At 45.5% G+C, this 13,094-nt stretch carries 26 protein-coding genes; all 26 read left to right on the forward strand.

What is annotated here, in order from left to right; all coding sequences use genetic code 11:
• Positions 1-31: 31 nt before the first annotated feature.
• Positions 32-1,222: an elongation factor Tu gene (gene tuf, locus PNUC_RS00305; RefSeq protein WP_011901887.1), complete on the forward strand. Its 1,191-nt coding sequence runs from the start codon at positions 32-34 to the stop codon at positions 1,220-1,222.
• Positions 1,223-1,355: 133 nt separating this feature from the next.
• Positions 1,356-1,667: a 30S ribosomal protein S10 gene (rpsJ, locus tag PNUC_RS00310; protein ID WP_011901899.1), complete on the forward strand. Its 312-nt coding sequence runs from the start codon at positions 1,356-1,358 to the stop codon at positions 1,665-1,667.
• Between the two features lie 196 nt (positions 1,668-1,863).
• Entirely contained in the window at positions 1,864-2,520 is a 657-nt protein-coding gene (gene rplC, locus PNUC_RS00315) for a 50S ribosomal protein L3 (protein WP_011901900.1), read from the forward strand.
• A gap of 11 nt (positions 2,521-2,531) precedes the next feature.
• Complete coding sequence (gene rplD, locus PNUC_RS00320) at positions 2,532-3,152, forward strand: 50S ribosomal protein L4 (RefSeq protein WP_011901901.1); 621 nt, start codon at positions 2,532-2,534, stop codon at positions 3,150-3,152.
• The gene (rplW, locus tag PNUC_RS00325) at positions 3,149-3,463 is read left to right on the forward strand and encodes a 50S ribosomal protein L23 (RefSeq protein ID WP_011901902.1); all 315 of its coding nucleotides are present in this window, start codon (positions 3,149-3,151) and stop codon (positions 3,461-3,463) included. The genes rplD and rplW overlap by 4 nt, the downstream gene beginning before the upstream one ends.
• A 2-nt stretch (positions 3,464-3,465) precedes the next feature.
• On the forward strand, positions 3,466-4,296 hold the full coding sequence (gene rplB, locus PNUC_RS00330; RefSeq protein ID WP_011901903.1) for a 50S ribosomal protein L2: 831 nt from the start codon (positions 3,466-3,468) through the stop codon (positions 4,294-4,296).
• Between the two features lie 19 nt (positions 4,297-4,315).
• Positions 4,316-4,594, forward strand: a complete 279-nt coding sequence (rpsS, locus tag PNUC_RS00335) for a 30S ribosomal protein S19 (RefSeq protein ID WP_011901904.1) — start codon at positions 4,316-4,318, stop codon at positions 4,592-4,594.
• Positions 4,595-4,601: 7 nt separating this feature from the next.
• Complete coding sequence (gene rplV, locus PNUC_RS00340; protein ID WP_199920176.1) at positions 4,602-4,934, forward strand: 50S ribosomal protein L22; 333 nt, start codon at positions 4,602-4,604, stop codon at positions 4,932-4,934.
• Between the two features lie 8 nt (positions 4,935-4,942).
• Positions 4,943-5,770, forward strand: a complete 828-nt coding sequence (gene rpsC, locus PNUC_RS00345) for a 30S ribosomal protein S3 (protein ID WP_011901906.1) — start codon at positions 4,943-4,945, stop codon at positions 5,768-5,770.
• A gap of 2 nt (positions 5,771-5,772) precedes the next feature.
• Positions 5,773-6,186, forward strand: coding sequence for a 50S ribosomal protein L16 (rplP, locus tag PNUC_RS00350; protein ID WP_011901907.1), 414 nt, complete (start codon positions 5,773-5,775; stop codon positions 6,184-6,186).
• 14 nt (positions 6,187-6,200) lie between these two features.
• A complete protein-coding gene (gene rpmC, locus PNUC_RS00355; RefSeq protein ID WP_048812032.1) occupies positions 6,201-6,395 on the forward strand; it encodes a 50S ribosomal protein L29 in 195 nt (64 codons plus the stop codon).
• 12 nt (positions 6,396-6,407) lie between these two features.
• Complete coding sequence (rpsQ, locus tag PNUC_RS00360; protein ID WP_011901909.1) at positions 6,408-6,677, forward strand: 30S ribosomal protein S17; 270 nt, start codon at positions 6,408-6,410, stop codon at positions 6,675-6,677.
• Positions 6,678-6,860: 183 nt separating this feature from the next.
• A complete protein-coding gene (rplN, locus tag PNUC_RS00365) occupies positions 6,861-7,229 on the forward strand; it encodes a 50S ribosomal protein L14 (RefSeq protein ID WP_011901910.1) in 369 nt (122 codons plus the stop codon).
• Between the two features lie 9 nt (positions 7,230-7,238).
• Entirely contained in the window at positions 7,239-7,547 is a 309-nt protein-coding gene (gene rplX, locus PNUC_RS00370; protein ID WP_011901911.1) for a 50S ribosomal protein L24, read from the forward strand.
• A 16-nt stretch (positions 7,548-7,563) separates the two neighbouring features.
• Positions 7,564-8,106 carry a 50S ribosomal protein L5 gene (rplE, locus tag PNUC_RS00375; protein ID WP_011901912.1) on the forward strand — a complete coding sequence of 181 codons (543 nt, stop codon included), beginning with the start codon at positions 7,564-7,566 and terminating at the stop codon, positions 8,104-8,106.
• Between the two features lie 9 nt (positions 8,107-8,115).
• Positions 8,116-8,421 carry a 30S ribosomal protein S14 gene (gene rpsN, locus PNUC_RS00380; protein ID WP_011901913.1) on the forward strand — a complete coding sequence of 102 codons (306 nt, stop codon included), beginning with the start codon at positions 8,116-8,118 and terminating at the stop codon, positions 8,419-8,421.
• A gap of 24 nt (positions 8,422-8,445) precedes the next feature.
• Positions 8,446-8,841: a 30S ribosomal protein S8 gene (gene rpsH / locus PNUC_RS00385; RefSeq protein WP_011901914.1), complete on the forward strand. Its 396-nt coding sequence runs from the start codon at positions 8,446-8,448 to the stop codon at positions 8,839-8,841.
• Positions 8,842-8,851: 10 nt separating this feature from the next.
• Positions 8,852-9,385 (forward strand): 50S ribosomal protein L6, encoded by a 534-nt coding sequence (gene rplF / locus PNUC_RS00390; RefSeq protein ID WP_011901915.1) that lies wholly within the window; start codon positions 8,852-8,854, stop codon positions 9,383-9,385.
• Between the two features lie 13 nt (positions 9,386-9,398).
• Positions 9,399-9,752 (forward strand): 50S ribosomal protein L18, encoded by a 354-nt coding sequence (gene rplR, locus PNUC_RS00395; RefSeq protein ID WP_011901916.1) that lies wholly within the window; start codon positions 9,399-9,401, stop codon positions 9,750-9,752.
• Positions 9,753-9,770: 18 nt separating this feature from the next.
• Entirely contained in the window at positions 9,771-10,289 is a 519-nt protein-coding gene (gene rpsE, locus PNUC_RS00400; RefSeq protein WP_011901917.1) for a 30S ribosomal protein S5, read from the forward strand.
• Between the two features lie 24 nt (positions 10,290-10,313).
• A complete protein-coding gene (gene rpmD, locus PNUC_RS00405) occupies positions 10,314-10,502 on the forward strand; it encodes a 50S ribosomal protein L30 (protein WP_011901918.1) in 189 nt (62 codons plus the stop codon).
• Positions 10,503-10,529: 27 nt separating this feature from the next.
• Positions 10,530-10,970 carry a 50S ribosomal protein L15 gene (gene rplO, locus PNUC_RS00410; RefSeq protein ID WP_011901919.1) on the forward strand — a complete coding sequence of 147 codons (441 nt, stop codon included), beginning with the start codon at positions 10,530-10,532 and terminating at the stop codon, positions 10,968-10,970.
• Positions 10,971-10,988: 18 nt separating this feature from the next.
• Positions 10,989-12,326 carry a preprotein translocase subunit SecY gene (gene secY / locus PNUC_RS00415; RefSeq protein ID WP_011901920.1) on the forward strand — a complete coding sequence of 446 codons (1,338 nt, stop codon included), beginning with the start codon at positions 10,989-10,991 and terminating at the stop codon, positions 12,324-12,326.
• Between the two features lie 4 nt (positions 12,327-12,330).
• Entirely contained in the window at positions 12,331-12,549 is a 219-nt protein-coding gene (infA, locus tag PNUC_RS00420; protein ID WP_011901921.1) for a translation initiation factor IF-1, read from the forward strand.
• A 35-nt stretch (positions 12,550-12,584) separates the two neighbouring features.
• The gene (gene rpmJ, locus PNUC_RS00425) at positions 12,585-12,701 is read left to right on the forward strand and encodes a 50S ribosomal protein L36 (protein ID WP_012357167.1); all 117 of its coding nucleotides are present in this window, start codon (positions 12,585-12,587) and stop codon (positions 12,699-12,701) included.
• Between the two features lie 24 nt (positions 12,702-12,725).
• Positions 12,726-13,091: a 30S ribosomal protein S13 gene (gene rpsM, locus PNUC_RS00430; RefSeq protein WP_011901922.1), complete on the forward strand. Its 366-nt coding sequence runs from the start codon at positions 12,726-12,728 to the stop codon at positions 13,089-13,091.
• The last annotated feature ends 3 nt before the right edge of the window (positions 13,092-13,094 follow it).

Genomic DNA, 13,094 nt, shown 5'->3' on the forward strand with positions numbered 1-13,094 from the left:
AATATTGACTAGCTAAAGAAGGCAGACAAAAATGGCAAAAGAAAAGTTCGAGCGGACAAAACCGCACGTAAACGTAGGCACCATCGGTCACGTTGACCACGGTAAAACCACATTGACAGCAGCAATTGCAACCGTGCTTTCTAAAGCATTCGGTGGCGAAGCAAAAGCATACGATCAGATCGATGCTGCTCCTGAAGAAAAAGCACGCGGTATTACGATTAATACAGCGCACGTTGAGTACGAGACTGCAAACCGTCACTACGCTCACGTGGATTGCCCAGGACATGCTGACTACGTGAAGAACATGATTACTGGCGCTGCCCAAATGGACGGCGCTATTTTGGTTTGTTCTGCTGCTGACGGCCCAATGCCACAAACTCGTGAGCACATCCTCTTGGCACGCCAAGTTGGTGTTCCTTACATCGTTGTGTTCCTGAACAAGTGCGACATGGTTGATGACGCTGAATTGTTAGAACTCGTTGAAATGGAAGTTCGTGAGCTTCTATCTAAATACGACTTCCCAGGTGACGACACACCAATCATCCAAGGTTCTGCTAAGTTAGCCCTTGAAGGCGACGAAGGCCCAATGGGTAAAGAAGCCATCATGAAATTGGCTGAAGCATTAGATACATACATCCCAACTCCAGAGCGTGCTATTGATGGTGCGTTCTTGATGCCAGTAGAAGACGTGTTCTCTATCTCCGGTCGCGGTACTGTGGTGACTGGTCGTATCGAGCGCGGTATCGTTAAAGTTGGCGAAGAGATTGAAATCATTGGTATTAAGCCAACTCTCAAAACGACTTGTACTGGTGTTGAAATGTTCCGCAAATTGCTCGACCAAGGTCAAGCAGGCGATAACGTTGGTATCTTGTTACGCGGTACAAAACGTGAAGAAGTTGAGCGCGGCCAAGTATTGGCTAAGCCAGGTTCAATCACTCCACATACTCACTTTACAGCCGAGGTGTATATCTTGGGTAAAGACGAAGGTGGCCGTCATACTCCATTCTTTAACAACTATCGTCCACAGTTTTACTTCCGTACTACGGACGTAACTGGTTCAATCGAGTTGCCAAAAGACAAAGAAATGGTGATGCCTGGTGATAACGTAACCATTACCGTAAAACTCATCGCTCCTATCGCGATGGAAGAAGGTTTACGTTTTGCGATCCGCGAAGGTGGCCGTACTGTTGGCGCCGGCGTGGTTGCAAAGATTTTGGCTTAAGTTATATATAGATTCAGGCAGTAGAAGTAAATAATATTTAGCGGTTTGCTAACCGGTGACATCAGTGCTGCTGATGTCACCGAGCTCTTTAGATGTATAACGTGGCAGCACCACAACGCTCTTTGGAATTAATATGCAAAACCAAAAAATTCGTATTCGCCTTAAAGCATTTGATTACCGTTTAATCGACCAGTCTGCAGCTGAAATCGTTGATACAGCTAAGCGCACTGGTGCAGTTGTTAAGGGTCCAGTACCTTTGCCAACACGTATTGAGCGCTTTGATATCTTGCGTTCACCACACGTAAACAAGACATCTCGTGATCAGTTAGAGATCCGTACCCATCTCCGTTTGATGGATATCGTTGATCCTACAGAGAAAACTGTAGATGCTTTGATGAAATTAGACCTTCCAGCAGGCGTGGATGTCGAAATTAAGTTGCAGTAATTAGTTTTTTCCGGTCTTTTTGCTTGTCAAGATCGGTATTTCGGGATAGAATCTAAGGCTTCTCTCAATTATTTGGGAGAAATCTTAGTTTTATCAGCATTAAAAACGTTGTAAGTTATTGATTTAGAAGTACTTTTACTTGTAAATCACTTAAATTAATTTTGCCGACCAATCGAAGTCGGCGTGGAGCATGAATATGAGCTTAGGCTTAATCGGCCGCAAGGTCGGCATGACCCGTCTATTTACGGACGAAGGGGATTCAATCCCTGTAACCGTAATTGACGTGAGCGATAACAGAATCGCTCAAATCAAGACCCAGGCAACTGATGGCTATGATGCTATCCAGTTGGCACATGGCACACGTAGAGCTACTCGCGTTACTAAGGCAATGGCTGGTCACTTCGCCAAAGCTGGTGTGATGGCTGGTAACGGTCTCAACGAATTCCAATTAGACGCAGCAAAAATCGCGGAAATGACACCAGGACAAGTTATTCCTGCTGATACTGCATTTACTGCTGGTCAAAAAGTGGACGTACAAGGCGTGTCTATCGGTAAGGGCTACGCAGGTACCATCAAGCGTTATCACTTCGCTTCTGGTCGTGCATCCCACGGTAACTCACGTTCACATAACGTTCCAGGCTCTATCGGTATGGCGCAAGATCCAGGTCGTGTTTTCCCTGGTAAGCGTATGACCGGTCACTTGGGTGACGTTACACGTACAGTTCAAAATTTAGTCATCGCACGCATTGATGCAGAACGTAATCTCATCATGGTTAAAGGCGCTATTCCAGGTGCCCCAGGCGGTAAAGTTATTGTTACTCCAGCGGTGAAGACACCGTTGAAGAAGAAATAAGGAGAGCGAATATGGAACTTAAGCTTCTCCAGGACAACGGTACTTTGGGTGCGGGCGTACAAGCTTCACCAGAAGTATTCGAACGTGAATATAACGAAGCATTGGTACACCAAGTTGTAGTGGCCTACCAAGCAAATGCGCGTAGCGGTAACCGTGCGCAAAAAGACCGTGAGCAAGTTAAGCACACAACCAAAAAGCCTTGGCGTCAAAAGGGTACTGGTCGTGCACGTGCTGGTATGAGCTCTTCCCCGCTATGGCGTGGAGGTGGTCGTATATTCCCAAATTCTCCAGAAGAGAATTTCAGCCAAAAAGTAAACAAGAAAATGTATCGCGCTGGTATGAGATCAATTTTGTCTCAATTAGCTCGCGAAGGCCGTTTGAATGTTGTAGATCAATTTTCTCTTGACGCTCCAAAGACTAAAGTTTTAGCTGACAAAGTTAAAGCAATGGGCTTAGATTCAGTCTTGATTATTGTTGATCAGGTTAGTGAGAACTTGTACTTGGCGTCACGCAACTTGCATAAGGTTGCTGTATGTGAGCCACAGCATGCCGATCCTTTAGCTTTGGTTCAATACAAAAAAGTATTGGTTAGCAAAGCAGCGATCGCAAAAATTGAGGAGTTGCTGAAATGAGCCAAGTCCGTAAAAACGATCACAGTTTAATGAAGGTTCTGCTTGGACCAGTTATCTCTGAAAAAGCCACTATGGTTGCAGAGAAAAACGAACAAGTAGTTTTCCAAGTAGCTCGCGATGCTAACAAGAGCGATGTGAAACAAGCAGTTGAATTGCTCTTCAAAGTGCAGGTTGACTCAGTTCAAATCGTGAATCAAAAAGGTAAGCCTAAGCGCTATGGCCGTTTTGAAGGTCGTCGCGACCACACTAAGAAGGCCTATGTGAATTTGAAACCAGGTCAAGAAATTAACTTTGAAGCGGAGGCGAATTAATCATGCCTTTGATGAAGACAAAACCGACCTCACCAGGTCGTCGTTCAATGGTGAAGGTGGTCAATCCTGACCTCCATAAAGGTAAACCTTTTGCACCATTGCTAGAGCCACAGTTCCAAAAAGCGGGCCGTAATAATAACGGTCACATCACTACCCGTCATAAAGGTGGTGGTCATAAGCATCACTATCGTGTTGTTGACTTCAAACGCAACGACAAAGATGGTATTCCAGCAAAAGTTGAACGCTTGGAATACGATCCAAACCGCAGCGCAAACATTGCGTTGATCGTGTTTGCTGATGGTGAGCGTCGTTATATTCCTGCTGCTAAAGGTATGACTGTTGGCCAATCTTTAATGAGCGGTTCAGAAGCGCCAATCAAATCTGGAAACAATTTGCCAATTCGCAATATTCCAGTTGGTAGCACAATTCACTGCGTAGAAATCATGCCGGGTAAGGGTGCTCAAGTAGCCCGTTCTGCTGGTGGTTCAGCAGTATTGTTAGCGCGTGAAGGTGTATACGCTCAGGTTCGTTTGCGTTCCGGTGAAGTTCGCCGTGTTCTGATTGAGTGCCGCGCCACCATTGGTGAAGTTGGTAACGAAGAGCATAGCCTGAGAGTTATCGGTAAAGCAGGTGCAAATCGCTGGCGTGGTATTCGCCCAACCGTTCGCGGTGTGGCAATGAACCCAGTAGATCACCCACACGGTGGTGGTGAAGGTAAAACTGGCGAAGGCCGTGTACCTGTATCTCCATGGGGCACTCCAACTAAAGGTTATCGCACACGTCGCAATAAGCGTACAACTTCGATGATCGTTCAACGTCGTCAAAAACGTTAAGCGATAAGGATAAATAGATATGACACGTTCAGCTAAAAAAGGCCCATTTTGCGACGCCAGCTTAGTAAAAAAAGTTGAAGTTGCACAAGCCAACAAAGACAAAAAGCCGATCAAAACTTGGTCACGCCGTTCAACAATTCTTCCAGACTTTATTGGTCTGACAATTGCTGTGCATAACGGTCGTCAACACGTTCCGGTTTATGTATCAGAAAACATGGTGGGTCATAAGTTAGGCGAATTTGCCTTGACCCGTACTTTCAAAGGTCACGCTGCTGACAAGAAAGTAACGAAGAAGTAAGGGGATGATGATGGAAGTTAAAGCTATTCACAAGAGCGCCCGCATTTCTGCGCAAAAGACACGTTTGGTCGCCGACCAGATCCGTGGTTTGCCAATTGCCCGCGCATTGAACATTTTGAATTTCAGCCCCAAAAAAGCTGCCTTCATTGTGAAGAAAGTAGTTGAGTCAGCAATGGCCAATGCTGAACACAATAAGGGTGCTGATATTGATGAGCTCAAGGTTTCAACAATTATTGTTGATAAAGGTACTTCCTTGAAGCGCTTCACTGCACGCGCTAAGGGTCGTGGAAATCAAATCGAAAAACAAACATGTCACATTACCGTGACCTTGAGTAACTAAGGAAAGATATGGGACAAAAGATAAACCCAACCGGATTCCGACTCGCGGTAACGAAGAATTGGACATCACGTTGGTATGCAAACAATACTGACTTCGCAAAGATGCTGAAAGAGGACGTTGATGTCCGCATCTATCTGAAGAAGAAGTTGAAGAATGCATCCGTTAGTAAAGTTGTGATCGAGCGTCCTGCTAAGAATGCACGCATCACTATTTATAGCTCACGTCCAGGTGTTGTGATCGGTAAAAAAGGCGAAGATATTGAAGTGCTCCGTCGCGAATTACAGAAGCGTATGGGCGTTCCAGTTCATGTGAACATTGAAGAAATTCGTAAGCCAGAAGTTGACGCACAATTGATCGCTGATTCTATTACTCAGCAGCTCGAAAAGCGCATCATGTTCCGTCGTGCAATGAAGCGCGCTATGCAAAATGCAATGCGTCTTGGTGCACAAGGTATCAAGATCATGTCATCTGGCCGTTTGAATGGCGCTGAAATTGCTCGCCGCGAATGGTACCGTGAAGGTCGTGTTCCACTCCATACATTGAAGGCTGATATTGATTACGCGACTTCAGAAGCGGAAACAACATACGGCATCATCGGTGTAAAAGTTTGGGTATACAAAGGCGACACATTAGGTCGTGGTGCAGAAGCTCAAGCAGCTGCTACATCAGCAGAGCCAGCCGCTGAAGAAAAGAAAACTCGTCGTGCTCCAAGCAAGACAGCTGCTCGTAAACCAGCTGCTGGCACAGACAAGCCATTAGTTGCTGCTAAACCAGCAGTAAAGCGTGTGCGTAAGGTTGAAACACCGGCCGCAGATACGCAGAAGTCAGGAGAGTAAGCATGCTACAACCAAAGCGTCGCAAGTATCGTAAGGAACAAAAAGGCCGTAACACTGGTGTGGCAACACGCGGTAGTTCAGTAGCCTTTGGTGACTTTGGATTGAAGGCCGTTGGTCGTGGACGTCTAACTGCTCGTCAAATCGAGTCAGCACGTCGCGCAATGACCCGTCACATTAAACGTGGTGGCCGTATTTGGATACGCATTTTCCCAGATAAGCCAATTTCACAAAAACCTGCTGAAGTACGTATGGGTAACGGTAAAGGTAATCCAGAGTACTACGTAGCTGAAATTCAACCAGGCAAAGTGCTCTACGAGATGGACGGTGTTGATGAGCAATTGGCGCGCGAAGCTTTCAAGCTTGCAGCAGCTAAGTTGCCTTTACAGACCACTTTCGTGATTCGCCACTTAGGTTGATCGGGATAGAGATTATGAAAAATACAGAATTAGCATCAAAAGATCTGACTGCTTTGAATGCAGAGTTAACTGAGCTTCTCAAGACCAGTTTTAAACTTCGCATGCAAAAAGGCACTCAGCAACTCACTAATACTAGCCAATTGGGTAAGAATAAGCGCGACATCGCTCGTGTTAAGACTTTTATCGCCCAAAAGACTGCACAGAAATAAGGAAAAAGGGATATGACAGAATTATCTAAACCCTTGCGCCGCACCCTAGTGGGCCGCGTTGTTAGCGACAAAATGCAAAAAACTGTGACGGTGTTGGTTGAGCGTCAAGTTAAGCATCCAGTGATTGGTAAGTACGTTGGCCAATCCAAAAAGTACCATGCTCATGATGAAGCTGGCACATACAAGATGGGTGATACCGTTGAAATTGCTGAATCTAAGCCAATTTCACGCACTAAATCTTGGGTTGTGACCCGTTTAGTTGAGGCTTCAAAGGGTATTTAAAGAAATATTAGGGATTTTGGTGAAGTTTCTTCCCAAATCCCAGTTTTACGTAGTAGAATAGAAGGCTTCTCTAGTTTTATTGGAGAAGCAGTGTTTTTCATTAATTCCGGGCTTTGATTTTCGTTGAAGCCCATAGACGGAACCAAGACTGTTTGCCTTTGGCCAATAAGTTGGGGATTAGAAATGATACAAACCGAAAGTAGATTACAGGTTGCCGATAACACAGGCGCCAGTGAAGTTTTGTGCATCAAGGTATTGGGCGGCTCTAAGCGTCGTTACGCCAGTATCGGTGATGTCATCAAAGTTAGCGTGAAATCCGCTGCTCCACGTGGCCGTGTAAAAAAAGGTGATATTTATAACGCCGTAGTAGTGAGAACTGCTAAGGGTGTTCGCCGTCCAGACGGTTCATTGATTAAGTTCGATGCAAACGCTGCGGTATTGCTCAACGCTAAGTTAGAGCCAATTGGCACACGTATCTTTGGACCTGTCACACGCGAATTGCGTACTGAGAAGTTCATGAAGATCGTTTCTCTCGCCCCCGAAGTTATTTAAGAGGCTGATATGAAAAAGATTCGTAAAGGTGATTCCGTAGTTCTGTTAACTGGCCGCGATAAGGGCAAGCAAGGAACAGTTACGGCCGTTCTCGAGAACAAATTAGTGATCGAAGGCGTAAATATTTATAAAAAGAGCGTTAAGCCAAATCCAGCAGCCGGTGTTACTGGCGGCATGATTGACAAGACGATGCCTGTTCACATTTCTAATGTGGCTGTGGTTGACGGTAACGGCAAACCATCACGTGTTGGTATCAAACTCGTTGACGGTAAAAAGCAGCGTTTCCTCAAAACCACTGGCGCAACTTTAAGCGCATAAGGGGCACGGAGAAATTATGAGCACACGTTTTCAAGAACACTATCAAGAAAAAGTCGTTGCCGACTTGATTACCAAATTTGGTTACAAGTCAGTAATGGAAGTTCCACGCATCACTAAAGTTACCCTAAACATGGGTTTGGGCGATGCCGTGAACGATAAGAAAATTATCGAAAATGCAGTTGGTGATTTAACTAAGGTTGCCGGTCAAAAGCCAGTTGTGACTAAAGCTAAAAAAGCGATTGCAGGTTTCAAAATTCGTCAAGGCTACCCAATCGGCGCCATGGTGACATTGCGCGGTCAGCGCATGTACGAATTCTTGGATCGTTTCGTTACTGTTGCATTGCCACGCGTACGTGACTTCCGTGGAATCTCTGGTAAAGCATTTGACGGCCGTGGTAACTACAACATCGGCGTTAAAGAACAGATCATTTTTCCTGAAATCGAATACGACAAAATTGATGCCCTCCGCGGTCTCAATATCAGTATTACGACGACTGCTAAAACCGATGAAGAAGCAAAAGCTTTGTTGGCAGCATTCAAATTCCCTTTCCGCAATTAAGAGGCTAACGTGGCAAAACTATCCCTGATTGAGCGCGAGAATAAGCGCGCAAAAACTGTAGAGAAGTACGCTGTAAAGCGTGCCGAACTCAAAGCGATCATTGCTGATCAATCACGCAGCGATGAAGAACGCTATGAAGCTCGTTTAAAGCTACAGGCACTTCCACGTAACGCAAGCCCGATTCGTCAAAGAAATCGTTGTTCATTAACCGGTCGACCACGTGGCACATTCCGTAAATTCGGTTTGGCTCGTAGCAAGATTCGTGAAATCGCCTTCCGTGGCGAAATCCCCGGTTTAACCAAGGCCAGCTGGTAAGCGGCGAAAGAATTAGGAGAACTCATGAGTATCAGCGATCCAATCGCCGACATGTTGACCCGGATCCGCAATGCGCAAGCAGTGCAGAAACCCGTAGTCTTGATGCCGTCGTCAAAAGTTAAAGTAGCTATTGCAAAAGTTTTGCAAGATGAAGGCTATATCGAAAGTTTTGAAATCAAAGGTGAGGCAGCTAAGCCAGTGCTCCATATTGATCTTAAATACTATGCAGGCCGTCCTGTTATTGAGCGTATCGACCGTGTTTCGACACCAAGTCTGCGTATCTATAAAGGCCGTCATGACATTCCAGAAGTAATGAATGGCTTGGGCATTGCAATTATTTCAACCCCTCAAGGCGTAATGACAGACCGTAAAGCACGTGCAACAGGCGTGGGCGGCGAAGTTATTTGCTACGTAGCTTAAGGAGCGAAATATGTCCCGCGTAGGTAAATCACCAATTACAGTTCCTAAGGGCGCTGAGATCAGCATCAACGGTGCTAACGTTACTGTTAAGGGCCCTTTGGGTACTTTGACACACAATTTGCATCCTTCTGTTGGTTTGAAACAAGAAGATGGCGTCTTGACAGTTGTTTTAAATAACGACTCACCAGAAGCTGGCGCTCAGTCAGGTACAGCACGTGCTTTGGTAAACAACATGGTTGTTGGCGTAACTACTGGCTTTGAGCGCAAGCTCAGCTTGGTAGGCGTTGGTTACCGTGCTGCTGCTCAAGGTGAAACATTGAAATTGCAGTTAGGTTTCTCGCATGACATTATTTACAACCTGCCAAAGGGTGTGAAGGCTGAGACTCCAACTCAAACTGAAATCATTATCAAAGGTTCCAACAAGCAGCAAGTTGGCCAGGTTGCAGCTGAAGTTCGCGCATACCGTTCACCAGAGCCTTACAAAGGCAAAGGCGTTCGCTACGTGGATGAGGTTGTGCACCTGAAAGAAACTAAGAAGAAGTAAGCGAGATTAGAAAATGAATAAAGACGAATCCAGACAAAGACGTGCTCGGCAGACTCGTATTCGCATTGCTGAAGCTCAAGCAAATCGCTTAACAGTTATCCGTAGCAATACACATATTTCTGCTCAGGTTTATAGCCCATGCGGAACCAAAGTTGTGGCAGCTGCTTCAACAATGGAAAAAGATTTGCGCCAAGCGATCAAAAACGGCGGCAATGCCCAAGCGGCTGCACAAATTGGCAAGTTGGTTGCTGAGCGTGCTGTTAAGGCAGGTGTTGTTGATGTTGCTTTTGATCGTTCCGGTCATCGTTACCACGGCCGTATTAAGGCCTTAGCTGAAGCTGCGCGTGAAGCCGGCCTGAAGTTCTAATAGGGTTTAGGAAAAAACATGGCAAAAATGCAAACTAAGATGCAAAACGAAGAGCGTGATGATGGTCTTCGCGAGAAGATGATCGCTGTTAATCGTGTAACTAAAGTGGTTAAGGGTGGTCGTATTCTTGGCTTCGCTGCACTCACTGTAGTTGGCGATGGCGATGGTCGCATCGGCATGGGTAAAGGCAAATCAAAAGAAGTTCCAGTTGCTGTTCAAAAGGCAATGGATGAAGCACGTCGCAAGATGATCAAGGTGACATTGCGTAAAGGTACTTTGCAACACACTGTTACTGGTCAGCATGGCGCGTCACGCGTTTTGATTTCTCCAGCTAAAGACGGTACTGGAATTATTGCTGGCGGCCCAATGCGAGCAATTTTCGACGTAATGGGCGTAACTAACGTTGTAGCTAAGTCTCTCGGTTCTACCAACCCATACAACTTGGTTCGTGCAACGATTGATGGTTTAAGCAAAATGAGTACTCCTGCTGAGATTGCTGCTAAGCGCGGTAAGTCAGTTGAAGAGATTCTCGGCTAAGACCAAAAGATTAGGAATCTATAAATGACAACATCTAACACCAAAGTCAAACTGCAATTAGTACGCAGCTTGATCGGCACACGCGAAAGCCACCGTGCAACTGTACGTGGCTTAGGCCTTGGTCGTATCAATTCAGTTTCTGAATTGGAAGACACGCCAGCTGTTCGCGGCATGATTAATAAAGTTTCTTATCTAGTTAAAGTCATTGGCTAATAGCTAGCAAGTAAATAGGCGAATAATATGCAACTCAATACACTCAAACCCGCAGAGGGCTCCAAGAAAAACCGTCGTCGCGTAGGACGCGGCATTGGTTCTGGTCTCGGTAAAACTGCTGGCCGTGGTCACAAAGGTCAAAAATCCCGTTCTGGTGGTTTCCACAAGGTTGGATTCGAAGGCGGTCAAATGCCTATGTATCGTCGTTTGCCAAAACGCGGTTTCGTGTCTATGACACGTCGTCACGTTGGTCAAATTACTTTAAATGACTTAGCAAAAATCAACTTGCCAGAGGTGGACTTGTTGGTATTGAAAGCCCATGGTTTTGCTGGTGAGCAAATCAATGCAGTTAAGGTTATCAAGACTGGTGAACTCAAGATTGCTGTAACCCTCAAAGGCCTTACTGCAACTGCAGGCGCAAAAGCAGCTATTGAAGCTGCCGGCGGCAAATTGGTTGAATTGGCTTAATAGGTTACTTAAGTAAATATGGCATTAGCACCTACCAATAGCGCAAGCACTTCAACAGCAGGAGGCAAGTTTGGCGAGTTACGCCATCGCTTGATTTTCCTGGTGTTGGCTCTGCTCGTGTTCCGTTTGGGTGCTCATATTCCTGTTCCAGGAATTGATCCTGACCAGTTAGCGCAGTTATTTGCCGGTCAAAAAGATGGCATCTTGGGAATGTTTAATTTATTCTCCGGTGGCGCCTTATCCCGCTTTACTGTATTTGCTTTAGGGATCATGCCTTATATCTCTGCATCGATCATCATGCAGTTGATGACTATTGTTGTTCCTTCGCTTGAGTCTCTGAAAAAAGAAGGTCAGGCTGGACAACGCAAGATTACGCAATACACCCGTTACGGCACAGTATTCTTAGCAACCTTCCAAGCATTGGGCATTTCAGTTGCATTGCAGGCTCAGCCAGGTTTAGTAATCAATCCAGGCTTGACGTTTGAAGTAAATACGGTTGTTACTTTGGTTACCGGAACTATGTTCTTAATGTGGTTGGGCGAGCAAATTACTGAGCGCGGCTTGGGTAACGGTATTTCGATCATTATTTTTGGTGGTATTGTTTCTGGCCTGCCAAATGCATTGGCAAGTTTATTAGAGCTAGTTCGTACTGGTTCGATGAATATCATTTCAGCTCTCTTGATCGTTGTGATCGTGGCAGCAGTTACTTATTTTGTGGTGTTTGTAGAGCGCGGTCAGCGCCGCATCTTGGTGAACTACGCTAAGCGTCAAGTTGGTAACAAGGTATATGGTGGTCAATCTTCTTACTTCCCTTTGAAGTTAAACATGGCTGGCGTGATCCCTCCAATTTTTGCCTCATCTATTATTTTGTTCCCTGCAACGATTGCTGGCTGGTTTACATCCGGCGAGCCAACCAATTTGTTTAGCAGAGCAATTAAAGATTTGGCGGCAACTTTGGCTCCAGGCCAGCCTGTGTACACCATTTTGTATGCCGCTGCGATCATTTTCTTCTGTTTCTTCTATACCGCTTTGGTATTCAACAGTCGTGAAACTGCTGAAAACCTCAAGAAGAGTGGCGCATTTGTTCCTGGCATTCGTCCTGGTGATCAAACAGCCCGTTATATCGATAAGATCTTGGTGCGCTTGACTTTAGCTGGTGCAATTTATATGGTTCTGGTTTGCTTGTTACCAGAATTCTTAGTCTTGAAGTACAACGTGCCCTTTTATTTCGGCGGTACTTCATTGCTAATTATTGTGGTTGTTGCAATGGATTTCATGGCTCAAGTTCAGTCATTTGTCATGCAGCAGCAATACGGCTCTTTGATGAAAAAAGCCAACTTTAAGATGGGCGCTTAACTGAATGTCTAAAGACGATGTCATTCAGATGGCGGGAGAAGTTGTAGAGAATTTGCCGAACGCAATGTTTCGCGTGAAGCTAGAAAACGGACATGTGTTTCTAGGGCACATTTCTGGAAAGATGCGGATGCACTACATCCGTATTTTGCCGGGAGACAAGGTGACGGTGGAGATGACTCCTTACGACCTAACGCGCGCCAGAATCATTTTCCGTGCGAAGTAAAGATTAAGAAGTACCAATTTTTTTAGAGGTGAGTTATGAAAGTTTTAGCATCCGTTAAGTGTATTTGCAGAAATTGCAAGATCATTAAGCGCAAACGCGTTGTTCGCGTGATCTGTTCTTCAGACGCACGTCATAAGCAGCGTCAAGGCTGATCTGGTTAATTAAGAGGAAATCTCATGGCACGTATCGCTGGGGTAAACATCCCAAATCATCAACATACTGTTATCGGTTTAACAGCAATTTTTGGCATTGGCACAACTCGTGCTAACAAAATTTGCCAGACCACAGGTGTTGCTATCGACAAAAAAGTTAAAGATCTTACTGACGCTGACTTGGAAAAGTTGCGTGATGAAGTAGGTAAGTTCATCACCGAGGGTGACCTTCGTCGTGAAGTAACTATGAGCATCAAGCGTTTGATGGACTTAGGTTGCTATCGTGGTGTACGTCATCGTAAGGGCTTGCCTGTACGTGGTCAACGTACTAAGACAAACGCTCGTACCCGTAAGGGCCCGCGTAAGTCTGGCGTGCAACTGAAGAAATAATCA

It is taken from the genome of Polynucleobacter asymbioticus QLW-P1DMWA-1 (genome assembly GCF_000016345.1).
Lineage (GTDB): Bacteria > Pseudomonadota > Gammaproteobacteria > Burkholderiales > Burkholderiaceae > Polynucleobacter > Polynucleobacter asymbioticus.